Here is a 17,753-nt window from a genome sequence, read left to right as displayed (position 1 = left end):
CAAATTAAATCGATAAATTAAATTAAGTATACCTATTAATCATGCATCTCTACAATCGACTAGGTAGCCAGTGTCACTCAATCAAAGGAGATAACGATGTCAAACGAAGCAAAATGCCCATTCTCAGGTAGTGCCCGCTTAACTGCGGTAGCCGGTGCGCCTGCCAATGCAGGCTGGTGGCCCAATCAACTGAATCTCAAGATATTGCATCAGCACTCCCCTTCATCCAACCCCATGGAGAAGGACTTCAATTACGCCAAAGCCTTCAAGACCCTGGATCTGGATGCCGTAGTGCAAGACTTGCATACCCTGATGACAGATTCGCAAGACTGGTGGCCGGCAGATTACGGCCATTATGGTCCCTTTTTCATCCGCATGGCCTGGCATAGCGCAGGCACTTACCGTACTGCCGATGGCCGTGGCGGTGCAGGTGCAGGTGCGCAACGTTTTGCACCGCTCAATAGCTGGCCAGACAATGGCAACCTCGACAAGGCACGTCGCCTGCTGTGGCCGATCAAACAAAAATATGGCAACAAACTGTCCTGGGCTGATCTGATGATTTTGGCCGGCAACGTTGCGCTCGACTCCATGGACTTCAAGACCTTTGGCTTTGCCGGTGGCCGCCCTGATGTGTGGGAACCGCAAGACGATATCTACTGGGGATCAGAAGGCAAATGGCTCGATGATCAGCGCTATACCGGCGACCGTGAACTCGAAAAATCCCTCGCCGCCGTACAAATGGGCCTGATCTACGTCAACCCAGAAGGCCCGAATGGCAAGCCAGATCCGCTGGCATCTGCCCGCGATATCCGCGAAACCTTCGCCCGCATGGCCATGAACGATGAAGAAACCGTTGCCCTTGTCGCTGGCGGCCACACCTTCGGCAAAGCCCACGGCGCAGGCGACCCTGCCCATGTCGGCGCAGAACCAGAAGGTGGCAGCATAGAAGAGCAAGGCCTGGGCTGGACCAACAGTTTTGGTACAGGTATAGGTGTGCACACTACCACCAGCGGCATAGAAGGCGCATGGACGCCCACGCCCACCAAATGGGACAACAGCTATTTTGAAACCCTGTTCGGCTACGAATGGCAACTCACCAAGAGCCCGGCTGGAGCGCATCAATGGACGCCGACAGACCCTGCCGCCAAGACCACCGTACCAGATGCGCACGACCCGTCATTGCGCCACGCTCCCATGATGACCACCGCAGACCTAGCCCTGCGTGCTGACCCGGCGTATGAAAAAATCTCACGTCGCTTCCTGCAAAACCCGCAAGAACTGGCAGACGCCTTTGCCCGTGCCTGGTTCAAACTGACCCACCGTGACATGGGGCCTGTTGCCCGTTATCTTGGCCCACTGGTACCAAAAGAAGTCTTGCTGTGGCAAGACCCTATTCCGGCAGTAGACCATACTTTGGTGGATGACAAAGACATCGACAGCCTTAAAGCCAGGCTGCTGGCATCCGGCCTGTCGATTTCGCAACTCGTCAGCACAGCCTGGGCATCAGCATCCACCTATCGTGGCAGCGACAAACGTGGCGGTGCCAACGGCGCACGCATACGCCTGACCCCGCAAAAAGACTGGGAAGCGAACCAGCCAGCCGAACTGGCGAAGGTGCTGGCAAAACTGGAAGCCGTACAGGCAGAGTTCAATGCAGCGCAATCTGGTGGCAAAAAAATCTCGCTGGCTGATTTGATCGTATTAGGTGGCAGCGCCGCCATTGAAGCCGCAGCCAAAAAAGCCGGACAAGAGATCAGCGTGCCATTTACACCAGGCCGCATGGATGCCAGCCAGGAACAAACCGACGTTGCATCCTTCGCCGTACTCGAACCGGTGGCAGACGGTTTCCGCAATTATCTGCGCAAAGGTCTCGAAGATGTTGCAGCAGCACTGCTCATCGACAAGGCTCAACTGCTGAATCTGAGTGCGCCAGAAATGACAGCCTTGGTCGGCGGTCTGCGTGCACTCGATACCAGAAGCGTACTCAGCACACATACCGAGACACTCAACAACGACTTCTTCATCAACCTGCTGGACATGAGAACCAAATGGCAAAAGTCAGCCACCGACGGCCAGCTTGAAGGCCGCGACAGAAAAACCGGTGAGTTGAAATGGACTGCCAGCGTGGTTGATCTCGTCTTTGGTTCCAACTCACAACTGCGGGCACTGGCTGAGGTTTATGCCAGCAGCGGTGCACAACAGGTTTTCGTGCGTGATTTTGTGAGAGCCTGGGTGAAGGTCATGAATGCGGACAGGTTTGATTTGTTGTGAGCCTTAATAATCAATAACTCTGTAGTATTGTTTGATGATAAGTATTCCCTCCCCTTCAAGGGGAGGGCCAGGGTGGGGATGGGTTTCTATTGCAATATGATCGCAGGTAAATTAGTCGTAGGTTGGGCCAGGCCCGTCCCCATCTACACTTTTGGACTGAGCTTCCCCGCCACACTTGTCAAAGACATTGCCTCCTTATCAAACCCCGCCAGCCGCTTATAACGCAAAGAAATCGCCTCCAGTTCAGCCTGCGCAATCACCTCATTTACATTTGCAAAACCCAACGGTGCACGCTCTTCTGCCATCTGCATCACCTGCTCGGGCCCGTTCATACGATTACGCAATACGATGCCAGTCGTACGCGGCAAACGCTCAGCTTCGTACTCACGCAAGGCATACAAAATACTTGCTTCACCAAGCAGACAATCGGTCAGATAGCGCGCATCAAGTATCGCCTGCGCACTGCCGTTCGAGCCTATCGGGTACATGGGGTGGGCAGCATCACCCAGCAGTGTCACCCGCTCAAATGTCCAGCGTGGCAAAGGGTCACGATCTACCAGCGGGAATTCATATACCACCTCTGATTTTTCGATCAGACCAGGGATATCTATCCAGCCCCAGTTCCAGCTATCAAAGGGTTTGCTGAAGGTGGTTTTATCCACTTTGCGGTTCCAGTCTGACGCTGGCAATTCACCACCAGTCACGCGCAATTCTGCAATCCAGTTAATCAGCGAACGCCCCTGCGCCCGCAATGGTTCAGAGATGGGGTAGCAGACAAATTTCTGGTCCTGATGCCCCGCCATGAACATACTGCGCCCATCCATATATGGCGCAGCCTCAGTCACCCCGCGCCACAACATGCGGCCAGAGAAACGCGGCTGGTCACCCTGTGGATGCAAAAAGCGCCGCACTGCCGAATGTATGCCATCTGCACCAATCAGCAAGTCAGACTCTACCAGCACAGCTGCTTTATCTGCCTGCCGGGTGAAAGTAGAAATCACCTTGTCAGCCACCTGCTCAAAAGACGTGAATGCATGGCCCTGGTGTATGTACCCGGCACCCAGCCGCTCTATCGCATTTTGCAACAAAGTCATCTGCAACTCGCCACGGTGTATCGAATATTGCGGCCAGTCATAACCGGCGGCACGTCCACGCGGCTCTTGCCAGATTTTTTGCCCAAACTTATTGAAGTAAGACAGCGACGAAGTTTCAATCCCGCGCTCAGCCAGGCAACTCTCCAGCCCCAACTGACATAATTGCTGGCTCGCATGCGGCAACAGATTGATGCCCACACCGAGCGGTTTGATCTGATTGACTGCTTCATAGACTTCAACATCTATTCCGCGCTCATGCAACATCAATGCAAGAGTCAGTCCGCCTATCCCGGCCCCGGCGATTACCACTTTCATATCTTTCTCCCGCAATTCATGATGCCGCAAGTTTTAATCAATCTTCAATAAACGGCTTAATTGTTCTACTGTATAACAATTATTCAGAATAACACAAGCCCTGTTGCAAGTTTGAATAGCCTGTCCCTTGTATTTTGGCAATATAGTTTTAGTGCAGTTTGCTTAATTAAACATAGCCCAGCATGTACAATATTTCAAAAAACAAATCCATACATAGTGCCTGACCATGCCCACACAAAAAACAGCCACACCCAAAGCGCCAGCTAGGCTTAATGCATCCTTGCCCAGGCGCCAGGCCAGCCAGGCGCAAGCCCCTATCTTCAATGCCCGCATAGAAGGCATAGACTATGACATTCTTGAAGAGCTCACCGGCTATGCCGTGCGCCGCGCCCAGCTATCCATCTATGCAGATTTCACCGCCAGCCTGGGGGCCTTTGACATCACGCCACAACGCTTCTCATCGCTGGTGATCATCAGCAACAACCCCGGCATCTCACAAACCCGCCTGGCAGAAGTCATGGGTATCGCCCGCTCAGGCGTGGTCGCCATTATCGATAATTTTGAACAGGCCGGTTTGCTGGAACGCCAGGACGCTGGCGACCGCAGAGCCTACAACCTGCACCTGACCAAAGATGGCCAGAAGCAGCTGGAAAAATACAAGCAGGTTGTGAAAGAACATGATGACCGGGTTAGTCAGCACTTGACGCTGAAGGAAAGGCAGCAGTTGCGCGCCTTGTTGGGCAAGCTATGTCGTGAGCCGGACTCTGGCCCAGTTGTTGATTCTTAAAAAATGGCTGACGTTTAGAAAGACAGGACTCTCTTCTTCATACTCGCTCACGTCACCCGCATGCTGAAAAATGCCTGTCAAAAATGCAGACGAAGCCGATCTCAGATGCGGGCAGTTGCGAAGTTTAGCCTTTAATTTAGCCCTTCAAAGGCAAGGCAATTGCACCAGAAAACCGCGGTGTTTCAGCTTCATCAAGCATGAGATGCGCCACATCGGCACGACTGATGCTTGGTGGAAAAAAACTGGAGGGGGCATTTTTTAGCTCAACCACATGCGGGTTCTCACTCATGGCATTGTTGGAGAGTATGCCAGCATGAAAGACACTGCCGTCCGCGTGCAAGATATGCGCATCTGCATTCACCTTGTCTTTGAGCCTGTCACCCATGAGAGAAAGAATTGTTCTTGTTACCCATCCCGCAGCCCGGGCTGAAGGCCCGCTGCCATAAGCTCCAAGCCATACAATCCGTTTTGGGTTTGCCGATACCACAGCACGTGCTCCCGTTGTCAGCACATCGGTCTTGCTCTTTTTGTCCTTGCCACTGACGCCAAGGCCAGAGATGACAACAGAATCAGGGCTGACAATACGGGCAATTGAGCTGGCGTCATAAACATCGCCCTTCTTTACGGTCAACTGATCTGATTTCATATCGTCCATGCTGGAAATATGTCTAACTATGGCGATGACTTCATGGCCGCGCGCCAACGCTTGTTTAGTTAATTCGCGACCAGTGCCTCCAGACGCGCCGAGGATAATAATTTTCATTTGTAGCCTTTTAATCTTAAACCAAATCTTAAATTTTCAGAATATCAATGGCCGCCTGATGCAGCCCAGGTGCTGATACCAAAATGTCTTTGTCTCCGGCTTTCCAGGCTGTGCCGTCGATACGGCTAACACGCCCGCCAGCTTCTTCTATAAACAGAATGCCAGGTGCAACACCAGGAAGTACGGGTTGGTATTGCCAAAATACGTCCATATGGCCTGCCGCTACCAATACCATCGGAAAGGTCGATGGAACCGAGGCGCGAACAAGAAGTGCATGCTGTAACATCGCAAAGATCGAGTCTGCTATGCGCCGGTAGGTTTCAATTTGACCACCCTCGGCCTGACCCGTCCCCACCAGTGCCGCGTTCATTTCCATTTTTTTGGAGACTTGCAATCTGCGGCCATTAAGAAAAGCCCCTTTGCCGCGAATTGCTGTATACGTCAGGTCTCCAACAGGCTGCCGGACTACCGCGAGTACAGCCAGTCCATCGCGCATCAAGGCAATAGTGATTGCCCATTCCGGCATGCCATGTACATGATTCACATTACCTTCAACGTGATCAACGACCCACCATTCACCTGATGGCAGGGGTGCGGTTTCCTGCGCCTCTTCAACAAATTTCGCATTGGGGCGAAGTGCCTTAAGGGCAGTTGTCACCTGATCTGCGACCAATTCCTCATTTCTTTTTCCCGCTTCAAACATATCGGATTTGCCCTTAGGGCGGTTGTCCGGCGAAAAAAATTGCAGCAAATTTTCTGCGGCATCATGTGCAATTTCAACCACGGCGTGAAGTAATGTTTCGTCTGTCACTGTTTCATCTTTGAACGCTGAAATTTCTTTTTTCATACTCATCTCCTTGTGCGAATAGGTTTATTATATGAATCATTGCCCACATAAAAAACTCGCATGAACGAGAAAAAATAAACTGTATAAGTGGTTGATTTTTATATGTATTTATTGATTTTATAAAATAAGGAAAACTTCAACTCACATTGCAAAAGCGGATATGGACAAAAAAATTAAAAGTAAACAAGATAAAAAATTAAATCCGCGCAAGCTTGCATCCAAGACAGGTGCGAAAGAAACCGTTAAATCGATTTTGGACGCAGCAGCTTTAATTCTGGAGCAGAATAGTTTTGGAAATTACACGACCAATGGCATTGCCAGTCGTGCCGGGGTAAGTATCGGTTCGCTCTACCAATATTTCCCAAACAAAGATTCAATAACAATCACCCTGATTGAGCGCGAGTCAGCCAGTCTGGTGAGCTGCATGGAAGCAATAGCCCAGATGAGTTCTTTCAAAGAAGGGATTCGTCTACTGATCAAAGCTGCCGTCGACTATCAAATGGCCAGGCCAGCGCTTGCAAAAAGACTGGATTTTGAAGAGGCAAGGCTGGTCGCCCTGAACGCGCCCTTAGAAAATGCCGCCATGGCAAAATCCCTGCTATTCAAGTTCTTCTCCAGGCATGTGCCTGAATCCATGCCCGTAGCGGCCATTGTTGGCGATGTCATGGCAATTATGAAGGCACTCAATGATCGTGCAGGATTTGCAGATGACAGGGATATTGAAAAACTGGAAGCAAAAATTCTGGCAGCCGTTTCAGGCTATCTTTCGCTTTATTCACTCGTTGCCATCTAAATTAACCTGGGGCACAGTTTTCAATTCATTCACATCAGATTGAATTTGCTAAAGAAACGCGTCCCCCATCCATATCGTCTGTGCCTGAAGGAGGGGCCAATCTAAAACTTCACGTGCCATGAGCCGCCGCTATTCACCAACAACAATCCAAAAACCTAAAACCCTGCTTGCATCCCATTCAAAATATTATTATATTGAATAACTGTTCTGTTGCATAACAATAATATGTTGTAAAAAAACCGACCAAAAATCCCAGGCCCAGCCAGCAAACAAGGCCAAATAGAGATAGACCACCAAGCCCTACCCGCATCTGCAATACCAACAATAATTCAGGAGACCGCAATGCAATTCAAGCTCAAACCCACTCTACTGGCACTGCTGATAGCCACCGCCGCAGGCATTGCCCAGGCTGACATCACCATAGGTGTCAGCCTGCCCCTGACCGGCCCGGCATCTGGCTTGGGCATCCCGACCAAGAACGGCATAGGTCTGTGGCCGGAAACCATAGGCGGTGAAAAGATCAAACTGATTATTCTCGACGACGCATCTGACGCCACCCAGTCCAGCAAAAACGCCCGGAGGCTCATTACTGATGACAAGGTCGATGTCATCGTCGGTTCCACTGCCACACCCGCCTCCGTCGCACTGGCAGAAGTCGCGACAGAACTCAAGGTGCCGCAAATTTCTACCTCGCCAGTTGAGCTGGCCCCAGGCAAAGGCGCATGGACCTTCCGCGTCGCCCAGTCCACCCAGCTCATGGCCAATGCCGTGGCTGACCATATGAAAAAAGAAGGCGTCAAAACCTATGCCTACCTTGGCTATTCAGATGCCTATGGCGAAGCCTGGTTCAAGGCCATCACCGCTGCTGCCAGCAAGGCAGGCTTGCAATCCGTCGCCACAGAACGCTTCAACCGCCCCGACACCACCGTCACCGCACAAACCCTGAAGATACTCGCCACCAAGCCAGATGCCATCCTCATCGGTGCCTCCGGCAGCGGTGCAGCCATGCCGCACAAGGCATTGGCAGAACGCGGCTACAAAGGCAAAATCTACCAGACTCATGGCGCCGCCTCGCGTGACCTCATACGCCTGGGCGGCAAAGACGTAGAAGGCGCCTTCGTCGTCGCAGGCCTCGCCATCCTGCCAGAGCTGCTGCCAGACAACCACCCATCCAAGCAACTGGCCACAGCCTTCACCAGTCGCTATGAAAAACAATATGGCGAAGGCAGCCGAAACCAGTTCGCCGCCCACGGCTACGACGCCTATCTGCTACTGAACCGCGTCATCCCCTTGGCCCTGAAAAAAGCCAAACCCGGCACGCTGGAATTCCGCACTGCATTGAAAGACGCCATGGAATCTGAAATCGATATCCCTATCACGCAGGGTGTTTTGCATTACACAGCGAATGACCATTTTGGGCTGGAAGAAAAGGCGCGGGTGATGTTGACGATACAGGGTGGCAACTGGAAGGCCGTTGGGCCTTGAGATCCAGGACGAAACCTGAAGTAAAACCCTGATGTCAGTAGCAAGCGCCGTCTAAGCCGCGGCTCTTGCTTTTCTTGTTCTTATTGATCCCTGGTTACACTTTCAAGTTTGCCCCATAGCCGTCGATATGACCCATCGCGATCATAGTCGTTAGCTTGCTTTTGAATATTGAAACGCCGGCCATTGCGTGGATCAGTGCCGCGTCCTGCGATATACAACCAGTTTCCCTGATTGCTGTACACATCATAATCAATGAGTTGTGCTTCAAACCATGCAGCACCAGCACGCCAGTCGCAAGCCAGTTCATGGATGAGATAACTGGCAACCACCTGACGCATGCGGTTAGATAAATAACCGGTCGCAGCAAGCTCAGCCATCGCCGCGTCAATAAACGCCTCACCCGTTCTCGCAAGACACCAGTCGTTAAATTTTCCCGCATCGTGCGTAGGGATCGGCAAATTGGTCAGCCCTTTTGCGAAATATAACTGGTGTCCGTATTTAAGATGCAATAAACGAAAATAGTCACGCCACAATAATTCAAACCAGATCCAGTAACTGCCTTCATTGGCACCATGTTCAGCTTCAAATTTTTTCAGCGCACTAAAGATCTGGCGTGCAGATATCGCACCAGATGCCAGCCAGGGAGAAAATTTAGTCGAATAATCCAGTCCGGATAATTGATTGCGGGTCTGCTTGTAGGTATGCGGTAATTTCCGATTGAGATAGCGTTCCACATGGGCACAAGCAGCAGTTGAACCACCAGAAAACTCAGGTAAAAAGTAGGGGAACGATGAGCGCTGATCCATCTGCGCTTTTGATATGTCAGTGTGTACCTGCGCCTCAGCAGAGCGTGTATCAATCGCCCATTTACTGGCAATCTGGCTGTAGTTGTCCGGCAGTGGCGGCAACGACTGTGGTCCTGGCAGTGGCGCAGGTGCTTGCACACCTTCACGTTCTATGATGGTGCGGAATTGGGTAAATACATCGGGCAGGGCATAGTGCATGAAAGGTAAATCTACCGGGTCAATCAAGGTGGATTGCCATCGGGTGTGCACAGTCAAACCAGCAGCCTTTAATACAAGCACTTCATCCTGCTCATAGGGTGCCGCAATCTCTTCACAATAAATCACGCTGCTACCGGATTCCCTCGCCAGTAGCGGAAGAAATTCCGCAGCACCCATGCTGACTTCTAATAGCTGGTTCCCGCGTGTTATTAACTGCTGTCTCAAATCAGCTAAAGTGGATGCCAAAAACCGCTGACGATGTAATCCAGGATGCGGTAACTGCCAGCGCGATGCATGTGAAGTTGAAGGCGAATGACAATAGACAAACAGAATATTTTCCGCATTCTGGCATGCATCAATTAAAGCAGGGTTATCGTCGAGACGCAGGTCATTACGAAACCAATAAATAATGGTGCCTCGCGTATGGGGACTTTGTAAATTGCCATTCATTGCATTTCTTGTTCTCATTTCACCAATCCAATTCTAACTGCGTGCTACCTGGTTTTTCAGGTGCGGTGGGTTGGCGCGACATACTGGAACTTTTTCTACGCGAACCATGCTTTTCTAAAATGGCCAAATTCTCTGGCTGCATATGCGCTTGCTTGCGCAAATCAAAGAGTCGCGTCTTGGCAACACGGGTCGCCAGTTCCAAATCTACAATAGGTTCTGGAATATCAATACCAACTTTGACACCACAAGCTGCCTGGACATCAGGCGGCATGCGCCAGGGCTCAAACAACCACGTGTCAGGGACGCGTCGCATCACAGGCAACCAGCGGCGCACGAAGTGGCCATGGGGGTCATGATCGCTCGCTTGCTTAATCGGGTTATAAATACGAGGTATATTCGTCCCTGTCGTACCTGATTGCATTTGCATCTGACTCCAGTGTATGCCTGGTTCATAATCCAAAAACTGTCGCGCAAGCCAATGCCCTACTGGTCGCCAGTCCAGCCACAAAGGATAGGCTGCGACAGAAACCAGCATGGCGCGCATTCTAAAATTAAGCCAGCCTGTTTGCCGCAACATGCTCACACACGCATCTACCAGCGGCCAGCCGGTGCGGGCAGAAGTGAGTGCATCAAAATGCGCCTGATTCCATTCCTGCTCACGCAGCCCGTCATAACCGCGATGCATATTACGGTATTCGATTTCAGGCTCGCTTTCCAGTTTTTGAATAAAGTGGCAATGCCAGTACAAGCGACTGACAAAGGCATCCAGTCCCTTTTTTTGACGATCAGCCGTGACTGGCAACTCTATGCGTTGTTGCCGTGTTGCGTGCACCACTTCTCGCAAGCTAAGGCAGCCAAACGCCAGATAGGGTGACAAGCGCGAGCAAGCAGTAGTTGCCGATAAGGGCGATGAAATCCCGCCCCGGTACTGATGACTACGCTCGCGCAAGAAACTATCCAGTATCATCAAAGCATTTTGCCTCCCACCGTGTTGGCGCTCAGGTGGGTCATAAGGGTCCAGATGCAACTGTTGTACTGAAGGCGGCAATCGTGGGAGTGTAATAGCTGGTGTCATTGGTGCAAAACTTGCGGTGCTTAATGGCGTCAACGCCAGACAAGGCAAGTCATTATGCGCGTTCCAGCTTGCCTGCCAGTCATCCCTGTTCTGCAAGCGACGCACCACGCCAAACTGGGCAAACTCATGCCATTCCACTTGTTGCGTGCGGCACCAGCGAGCCAGCGCCTTATCGCGCTGGTAAGTGACATTGTTGCCAGTTTCTTCGTGTGAATAAATAGCCGAGAATGGCTGATGGGTAAAAATGTGCGCAAATACTTCAGTGACTTCACCTGTCAGTATATGTAATTGACCACCATTTTTTCGTAAAGCAGTGTAAAGCTCACGAAGGCTTTCGAGCAAGAACTGGTAATGCTGGTTGGCCGCATCAGCCTGCGCCCAAAAGGATGGTTCGACCACGTACAAACACAACACTGGCCCACGACTGACCGCAGTGCAGAGCGCAAGATGATCATGCAAACGCAGATCGCGTTTGAACCAAACGATGCTATATGTCATGCAGGGATTATATCAATATCACTTTATTTTATCCCGCTCGTGAAAAACCCGGCATGCTAAACATGCTATTCCTGTTTAGTAAGCACTAATTTGCTTACATCAAGGCCCTGCGCCACGAGTCGCGTGACCAGGGCATCGTACTTTTGCTTATCAACTTTTTTCGTACGTGACAATATCCACAAGAACTCGCGCTTGGCCTCGCTGACAGCAGCCAGTTGGTAATCCTTGTCCAGGTCGATGACCCAATAGTCTCCCCACACCATAGGCAGGAAAGACAGAAACGCCGGTGCAAAACGCACTTTCAACTTCGGTGAACTCGAATTACCCACCTGGCGCGCCTCGCCAATCGCTTCAATGGCCTCTCCGCTACTACCCTGGCAACGGTTCACAACCTGCACCTTATCATCAGGCAATGCAGAATACGTAGCAGACGTGAATCCCACGCACTTCTTCTGGAATCGATTTTCAAACTTCGCGATTTCATACCAAGTACCCATATAGCGAGGCACATCCAGGGCGGCGATAGTCACAACAGGCTTGGCAGCAGCCTGCAACGTATCGACAGCATTCGCGTTCAGGCTTAGTGCAAACAATATCGTAGTGATAATTCTTTTTTTCATTACATGCTCCAAATCATTTCATGTACGGTTGCATCAGCATGACTGCGGGTTAGCGATAAATGGCGACAAATAGCGAGAAACATACCTGCCACTCGGCCTGACAATATACAGTCAATCAGGTATTCAATCAAAAAGGTCTGACGGCGCTTGATATCAGCCAAGTTGGCATGGCCCTCCACCTACTTCACACTGCTTATCAGCCTAGAATTCATACCTCAGTGCAGTGATGCTGCCGCGCCAATATGGCTTGCGTCCCTCACTATGCAGCCATGCCGCTTCGCCGCTCTGCGGCACCAGCATGCCATTGCATTGTTGATAATCAGACCAGCGCCCTTCCCATGGCGTAGGCACTACCATCTTGCCCACCGTGGCTGCGCGCGCCTCAAAGCGCACTGATTCAATCAGGCCAGCCTGGTTAAAATTGACCAGCATGGTCGCGCTGATAGTTCCATCGGCAAGCGTCGCACTAGCTGAATTGGCATCGACAGCTTGCCAACGCACACCCTGGCTAGGGAGCAAGGCGGTAGGGTACCAGGCAGCTTCAGCAAAGAAGCGCATGAACTCAGCCTCAGCGAGGTCATGCGCGCTGATGTTTCCCTTCATAGTGAACAAGCCAAGTATGGCAGGGACTAGTATGCCTTCACCATTCAAATAAGCGTCGTGTATATATACACCTATGCCCGGTGCCATCGCAATGTGTGCATTCCAGACAAAGCCAGGCCTGCGGGTGATGACCCGCTGTGCCGATGTAAAAGGCTTCCACTTTTCATCAGTCGCACTCAGGTTAAAGCTGCCGGCATGTTCAACACTTGCAGCAGTGATAATGCGCTGACCATCCTTCAATACAGTACGAAAGTACCTGGCAACCGGGGCAGGCAAATCTTCAATTTCCAGTGCGTTATATCGTAATGTTGTACTCGGCGCTGGCACCCGGAAACTTTCAAGTCGCGCCAACAAGCCCCGCGTCTTACCCGCCCAACGCGCCGTGCCATAGGCGGCAAGGGCAATGAGCATTACGGCGACACTCAGCATGGTAAGTAGCACCCATACAATTAAAGTCATAGGGAAATCGCCGGCCGAGATGAAAGATGTAATAGATTATGCGCAAAGCTCCGTACTTTGTTTGTTGGGTATCAAACATAAGAGAGCTTAGTTTGTGTGGGTATTCTTCATATCCGACACCTCGCCTGACTTGATACGCCTGGGGCGACAAAGACTTAGAAAGCGCCTTCGTCATCGCAGGCCTGACCATCCTGCCCGAGCTGCTGCCAGACAATCACCCGTCCAAACAACTTGCCACAGCCTTCACCAACCGCTATGAAAAACAATACGGCGAAGGCACCAGAAACCAGTTCTCCGCCCACGGTTATGACGCCTAACTGCTACTGAACCGCGTCATCCCCTGGCGCTGAAAAAAGCCAAACCTGGCCCGCCGGAGTTCCGTACTGCATTGAAAGATGCCATGAAATCTGAAATGGATATTCTTATCATCCAAGGTGCAGCGGCCTGATATCTGGTCAGATTCAGCGGCGATCATGGATTCTATGACTTCAAACAAATCATCTGCCAGGCCCTTATAACCTATGCGGTACAGTGAGCACACGGTGTGTGACACAGCAGATTGCCTGCCAGTACACCGGCATCGACGCCATATTTTTCCATACTGTGGGGTGGCCGCGGCGCTGGTCGACTTCGCCAACGATGTCGTCGTGCAGCAGGGTAGCGGCGTGCATCGTACTTCTCTTTATCTACTTGCTTTGAGAAGGTTCGGGGTAATTTTTTGGTTTTTCTGGTCTATATTTTTCTTATTTTCGCGCCGCTTCGTGGCTGGAACAAGGCAGGCGCTGGTTCTGTTTTTTCTATATGCGTCAATTTCTTATAAAAATTAATAAATTTCATACCGCGCGCTGTCCCAAATATGAGAACTTTCAATGCAGGTGCATACCAGCTTTCAAGGAAGGCTTCCAAGACCACCTGATCGTTTGCCCGATCTCTCAACGTAAAATGCACTGACTCTCCATTTGCGCTGATTCCATCGAATTGACGAGTACCAAGTGAGCGGCACAAAATTTCTGCATTTTTGGGTAGCTCGGCTTCCGGGATCGGCGTTTCTTCATTTGCAGATTTTGCTTTTAGAGCCGTGACAAATCCGTCTTCAGAAGGCCCATAAAGTGAATAACGAACTCCAGCTACCGGATCACGCAGTTCGACTTGCTCTACACTGCCGTCGGCGTTAAGCGTTTCATCACGTACCCGCCCCATGCTGTCACGGTAAAATTTATGCACCTGCTCAGGTCCTGGCTGCAGTTTGTCGTCAACCAGTTTATCATTTCGGTGGTGAGCCTCTGCAATGAAGGGCGCGCCGCTCTCCAAGGGCACTTCTATCAATCCAATTCGCCCACTTGCGACGACCTCCAGGGTACAAGGAATTTTTTTTTCAGGTGTTGGCGCAACATCATTGGCAATGCAAAGGCTATGCAAAGCGAACAGGCCAGTTGGAACAATCCTTCTTATGGTATTTGCGAATGTCTTGGTTTGCATATTTTTAAGAATAATCTCAGTTATTGATCGTTGACTTTCTACCGCAGCCTTTTAGTCGAAGCCCGTGCCAGTTCAATCAAGGCCGCCTTCGCCGCAGAATGCCGTACCGGTAGCAAAGCCTCGACCCCCATTGCAATCTGCCTGGCAGCCTCCGCTCGGGTATCCTCCAGCGCTTCATTGGTGACCAGCCATGCACTGACCTCGACAGCATTTGCAAAGCCACTTGCAGCTAGTTTATCAAAACCTTGCGGGTCGCGTTGACGTGCCAGTAGCAAGGGGTAGGTCAGCAGGCCGGTGCTGAGGTCGGTGTAGCGGGTTTTGCCGGTGTCATTGGTGTCAGGTGCCAGGTCGAGTATGTCGTCGATGAGCTGGAAGGCCAGGCCCATGTGGCGGCCGAATTGTGCGGTGGCGGTGACCGTGGCGGCGTTGCAGCCGCCCACGGTGGCGCCGGCGCGGCAGGACCAGGCGAACAGGCCGGCGGTTTTGCCGTCGATGATGCGCAGGTAGTCTTGTTCGCAGGCTTCCAGGTTGCGGCGGCCTGATAGCTGGTCAGATTCGGCGGCGATCATGGATTCTATGACTTCAAACAAATCATCTGCCAGGCCGTTATAGCCTATACGGTACAGTGAGCGCACGGCGCGTGATACCAGCAGGTTGCCTGCCAGCACACCGGCACCGACGCCATATTTTTTCCATGCGGTGGGGTGGCCGCGGCGCTGGTCGGCCTCATCGATGATGTCATCGTGCAGCAGCGTGGCAGCGTGTATCGATTCGGTGATGATGGCGACTTGCACCGCTTCTTCTGACAAGAAGCGCCGCATCAGCATGGAGCAGAGCAGGGCGCAGCTTGCGCGCAGGCGCTTGCCGGACTGGAACAGTGAATCAGCCAGCACACCGTCAATGAGGTGGCGCTGGTGGCTGGTGCCGTATTCTCTGAAGTGCTTGTCGGTCTGATCAAGCGCGCTGATCAAACGGGTGCGCAATTTGTCGAGGTCGTCGGCCAGTGCCTTGTCATTGATGGCACCGACGACATCGTTGATGAGCGTGTTGACGCCGGATGCATTCGCCTGTGCTTCTGCTGTGCCTGATTTCGAGTTAGGCGCAGTGCTGGCCCATTTGGAAACTGGTGCCACGCCCCTGCTGAGATTGTTGATAAAGCGCATGGCCTTGGATTCAAATTCTGGCAGGCGCTGGTCCCAGCCTAGCTGGCGCACGATGTCGCCAGCCTTGACAGAATATTCGGCAACGCGGCTGGTCATGCCACCCAGCCAGGCGATGGTCTCACCTGAAAATACCGGCACCAGGTCCAGCAGGTGTGGCAAGCCTGCTTCAAAGCGCAGCCTGTCGATGACTTTCAATGGCGTCAGTGCTTGCGGTTCTTCAATCGCAAAAATCTGGCAAGGCTGGGCGCTGGAGCCAGTCTGCGCCAGTATGCGGTTGACAGCTTTACGTGCAGATTCATTGGCGCTTTCCATCGTCGCCACATCAGTGCCTGTGCGCACAAAATCGCCAGCGACAAGCAGGTTGCTGATGCCTATATCCACATCAGGCCGCGCTGCCCATGAACCGGCGGTATTGACAAAGAGCGGCGCATCGTTTTGCATGCCATGCGCTGTCCAGCGCAGTGATGGGTCGATGGAGCAGGCGATTACTACGGCAGCTTCCAGCTCAGCCCGGTCTGCAGGTGCAAGGTGGGCCAGTATTTGCTGCCAGACTTCTTCCTGTATTTCTGCGGGTGTGCAATCTTTTGCAGGTTTGCGTATGTAGTCACCCGGCGCATCAAAATCAGAGATGCAAACACTTAATATGCCGCGTACTGTGCCATCGCCATATTGCGCCAGCCCGCGTGGCCAGAAGCGTTGCTGGCAGAGCGAGGTCAGTGCCCACGGTGCATCCAGAAATATGGTGTGCCCGTGATTGAGTTCTATGTCCTGCCCCAGATAAAACAGGATGCCGTTCATCCACTCAGTCTTGAGTTCATCGAGCTTGGCGAGGCTGGGTGCTCTTGCCAGCATGTCTTCATTGCTGATGGCCTGCAAGGCTTCCAGCGGCAGCGCCAGAATGAAATGGTCGGCTGTCAGTTCTGTGCCATCACTGAGTTGCAGTGCACGTGCAGTATTGTCTGCTTCATTCCACAACACATTTGCTACAGACACGCCCTGGATAAATTCCACGCCCAGGTGTTGCAGGTGCGTGACCCACGGCGTTATCCATACTTCACTGGTCGGGCCATTGAGTACGCGGTCGGCACAACTGCGGTAGATATCGCTGAGCAGTTGCATGCCCACTACCACGTTGGAACGTGCGCTCATGTCTGCTGCGCGGCAAGCCACCAGGGTGCGCGTTACGGCATTGATGACATATTTCTGGTAAGCCTCAGAGCGTGACGGTGCCTGGAAATAATCCCAGGCGGAGATGTTTTCAAATTCGCCAAAACGGCGCTCATCAGAACTGGTCAGCATAGTAAACACGCAGCGCACATAATGCAGCATGTCTTCGCGCGGCACATCGACACCGCTGCCTACAAACAGATCGTACAAAAAAGACAGCAGCGACGCTGCATCACGTGATGATGAGCGCAACTGGTTGGGCACTTCCCAGCGCCCTTTCTTTGACAGCGCCAGCGTGCGCGAGGTATGCGCCAGGTTGTCTGCCACGCTGCCATAAGAACCATCTGCCAGCATACAGGGTATGCGCGCCATGGTGTCAGGGATATGCCGGTAAAACCCGGGAAAGAAGCGAAAGCCATGCTCGCCCGGCAGATCCTGCTGACCAGTAGTGGCAGAACCCTCTACCGGAATACTGCGCGACTTGCCACCCGGCGCAGCCAGCGCTTCCACCACCGTCACCAGATAACCACGTTCAGCCAGTTCATGCGCGGCAGTTAGACCAGCGATACCTGCGCCAGCAATCAATACTCTAGTTGGCTTCAACGCGCTCTCTCCCAAAGATGGAATAGCGGGGGAAGGGCCGCCCGCTGTTAGTCAGCAAACATTATATGCTGCGGGGCTTGTTGAACTGTAGCAAGTAAAGGTGTGCGGGGATTCGATGTTGTTTTATAACCGACAGAGGCAGTCAGTTTGCAGGAATTCTGTGATTCTTGACGCATCAGGCGGCAGCGAATGGTCTCAGAGATGGTCTGAGGCCATTCAGCCGCAATCAATTGATGTAAGCAATACTCAAAGCCAGGCACAATAAAGCGTGTCCTTG

The 17,753-nt window shown here is 52.1% G+C and carries 15 protein-coding genes; 4 read left to right on the top strand and 11 right to left on the bottom strand.

Annotated elements, in window-relative coordinates; all coding sequences use genetic code 11:
• Positions 1-96 precede the first annotated feature (96 nt).
• Entirely contained in the window at positions 97-2,271 is a 2,175-nt protein-coding gene (katG, locus tag ACO0LH_RS06050) for a catalase/peroxidase HPI (protein ID WP_422940138.1), read from the top strand.
• Between the two features lie 143 nt (positions 2,272-2,414).
• Here katG and ACO0LH_RS06045 read toward each other — a convergent pair whose 3' ends face one another.
• A complete protein-coding gene (locus ACO0LH_RS06045; RefSeq protein ID WP_422940137.1) occupies positions 2,415-3,680 on the bottom strand; it encodes a flavin-dependent oxidoreductase in 1,266 nt (421 codons plus the stop codon).
• A gap of 226 nt (positions 3,681-3,906) precedes the next feature.
• Here ACO0LH_RS06045 and ACO0LH_RS06040 point away from each other — a divergent pair, with 226 nt between their 5' ends.
• On the top strand, positions 3,907-4,467 hold the full coding sequence (locus ACO0LH_RS06040; RefSeq protein WP_422940136.1) for a MarR family winged helix-turn-helix transcriptional regulator: 561 nt from the start codon (positions 3,907-3,909) through the stop codon (positions 4,465-4,467).
• A 136-nt stretch (positions 4,468-4,603) separates the two neighbouring features.
• Here the strand turns inward: ACO0LH_RS06040 and ACO0LH_RS06035 are convergent, their stop codons facing one another.
• Together ACO0LH_RS06035 and ACO0LH_RS06030 are read right to left on the bottom strand one after the other, a co-directional pair.
• On the bottom strand, positions 4,604-5,230 hold the full coding sequence (locus tag ACO0LH_RS06035; RefSeq protein ID WP_422940135.1) for an NAD(P)-dependent oxidoreductase: 627 nt from the start codon (positions 5,228-5,230) through the stop codon (positions 4,604-4,606).
• Positions 5,231-5,258: 28 nt separating this feature from the next.
• On the bottom strand, positions 5,259-6,077 hold the full coding sequence (locus ACO0LH_RS06030; RefSeq protein WP_422940134.1) for an inositol monophosphatase family protein: 819 nt from the start codon (positions 6,075-6,077) through the stop codon (positions 5,259-5,261).
• Positions 6,078-6,237: 160 nt separating this feature from the next.
• On the opposite strand from ACO0LH_RS06030, the gene ACO0LH_RS06025 reads away from it, so the two are divergent.
• Both ACO0LH_RS06025 and ACO0LH_RS06020 read left to right on the top strand, forming a co-directional pair.
• Complete coding sequence (locus ACO0LH_RS06025; RefSeq protein WP_422940133.1) at positions 6,238-6,870, top strand: TetR family transcriptional regulator; 633 nt, start codon at positions 6,238-6,240, stop codon at positions 6,868-6,870.
• 342 nt (positions 6,871-7,212) lie between these two features.
• On the top strand, positions 7,213-8,355 hold the full coding sequence (locus tag ACO0LH_RS06020) for an ABC transporter substrate-binding protein (RefSeq protein WP_422940132.1): 1,143 nt from the start codon (positions 7,213-7,215) through the stop codon (positions 8,353-8,355).
• 80 nt (positions 8,356-8,435) lie between these two features.
• On the opposite strand, the gene ACO0LH_RS06015 is transcribed toward ACO0LH_RS06020, so the two are convergent.
• The 8 genes from ACO0LH_RS06015 to ACO0LH_RS05980 form a co-directional block, all read right to left on the bottom strand.
• Complete coding sequence (locus ACO0LH_RS06015; protein WP_422940572.1) at positions 8,436-9,809, bottom strand: DASH family cryptochrome; 1,374 nt, start codon at positions 9,807-9,809, stop codon at positions 8,436-8,438.
• Positions 9,810-9,828: 19 nt separating this feature from the next.
• The gene (locus tag ACO0LH_RS06010) at positions 9,829-11,382 is read right to left on the bottom strand and encodes an FAD-binding domain-containing protein (RefSeq protein WP_422940131.1); all 1,554 of its coding nucleotides are present in this window, start codon (positions 11,380-11,382) and stop codon (positions 9,829-9,831) included.
• A gap of 65 nt (positions 11,383-11,447) precedes the next feature.
• Entirely contained in the window at positions 11,448-12,002 is a 555-nt protein-coding gene (locus ACO0LH_RS06005) for a lipocalin family protein (RefSeq protein WP_422940130.1), read from the bottom strand.
• 201 nt (positions 12,003-12,203) lie between these two features.
• Positions 12,204-13,064, bottom strand: coding sequence for a DUF6920 family protein (locus ACO0LH_RS06000; protein ID WP_422940129.1), 861 nt, complete (start codon positions 13,062-13,064; stop codon positions 12,204-12,206).
• A gap of 155 nt (positions 13,065-13,219) precedes the next feature.
• Complete coding sequence (locus ACO0LH_RS05995) at positions 13,220-13,366, bottom strand: hypothetical protein (RefSeq protein ID WP_422940128.1); 147 nt, start codon at positions 13,364-13,366, stop codon at positions 13,220-13,222.
• A 210-nt stretch (positions 13,367-13,576) separates the two neighbouring features.
• Positions 13,577-13,735 carry a polyprenyl synthetase family protein gene (locus ACO0LH_RS05990; RefSeq protein ID WP_422940127.1) on the bottom strand — a complete coding sequence of 53 codons (159 nt, stop codon included), beginning with the start codon at positions 13,733-13,735 and terminating at the stop codon, positions 13,577-13,579.
• A 61-nt stretch (positions 13,736-13,796) separates the two neighbouring features.
• Positions 13,797-14,543 (bottom strand): hypothetical protein, encoded by a 747-nt coding sequence (locus ACO0LH_RS05985; RefSeq protein ID WP_422940126.1) that lies wholly within the window; start codon positions 14,541-14,543, stop codon positions 13,797-13,799.
• 38 nt (positions 14,544-14,581) lie between these two features.
• Positions 14,582-17,476 carry an FAD-dependent oxidoreductase gene (locus ACO0LH_RS05980; protein ID WP_422940125.1) on the bottom strand — a complete coding sequence of 965 codons (2,895 nt, stop codon included), beginning with the start codon at positions 17,474-17,476 and terminating at the stop codon, positions 14,582-14,584.
• Positions 17,477-17,753: the final 277 nt, after the last annotated feature.

The sequence above is a fragment of the Undibacterium sp. TJN19 genome, from assembly GCF_049339485.1.
Lineage (GTDB): Bacteria > Pseudomonadota > Gammaproteobacteria > Burkholderiales > Burkholderiaceae_D > Undibacterium.
The sequence above is the reverse complement of the archived record's forward strand: the minus strand, read 5'-3'. Positions and strand labels throughout refer to the sequence as shown.

Bases quoted from the DNA above. Each gene is read 5' to 3' on its own strand.
- ACO0LH_RS06030 (WP_422940134.1), bottom strand. From the start codon at position 6,077: ATGAAAAAAGAAATTTCAGCGTTCAAAGATGAAACAGTGACAGACGAA.
- ACO0LH_RS06020 (WP_422940132.1), top strand. From the start codon at position 7,213: ATGCAATTCAAGCTCAAACCCACTCTACTGGCACTGCTGATAGCCACC.
- ACO0LH_RS06025 (WP_422940133.1), top strand. From the start codon at position 6,238: ATGGACAAAAAAATTAAAAGTAAACAAGATAAAAAATTAAATCCGCGC.
- ACO0LH_RS05990 (WP_422940127.1), bottom strand. From the start codon at position 13,735: ATGCACGCCGCTACCCTGCTGCACGACGACATCGTTGGCGAAGTCGAC.
- ACO0LH_RS06035 (WP_422940135.1), bottom strand. From the start codon at position 5,230: ATGAAAATTATTATCCTCGGCGCGTCTGGAGGCACTGGTCGCGAATTA.
- ACO0LH_RS05985 (WP_422940126.1), bottom strand. From the start codon at position 14,543: ATGCAAACCAAGACATTCGCAAATACCATAAGAAGGATTGTTCCAACT.
- ACO0LH_RS06000 (WP_422940129.1), bottom strand. From the start codon at position 13,064: ATGACTTTAATTGTATGGGTGCTACTTACCATGCTGAGTGTCGCCGTA.
- ACO0LH_RS06045 (WP_422940137.1), bottom strand. From the start codon at position 3,680: ATGAAAGTGGTAATCGCCGGGGCCGGGATAGGCGGACTGACTCTTGCA.
- ACO0LH_RS06015 (WP_422940572.1), bottom strand. From the start codon at position 9,809: ATGAATGGCAATTTACAAAGTCCCCATACGCGAGGCACCATTATTTAT.
- katG (WP_422940138.1), top strand. From the start codon at position 97: ATGTCAAACGAAGCAAAATGCCCATTCTCAGGTAGTGCCCGCTTAACT.
- ACO0LH_RS06040 (WP_422940136.1), top strand. From the start codon at position 3,907: ATGCCCACACAAAAAACAGCCACACCCAAAGCGCCAGCTAGGCTTAAT.
- ACO0LH_RS06010 (WP_422940131.1), bottom strand. From the start codon at position 11,382: ATGACATATAGCATCGTTTGGTTCAAACGCGATCTGCGTTTGCATGAT.
- ACO0LH_RS06005 (WP_422940130.1), bottom strand. From the start codon at position 12,002: ATGAAAAAAAGAATTATCACTACGATATTGTTTGCACTAAGCCTGAAC.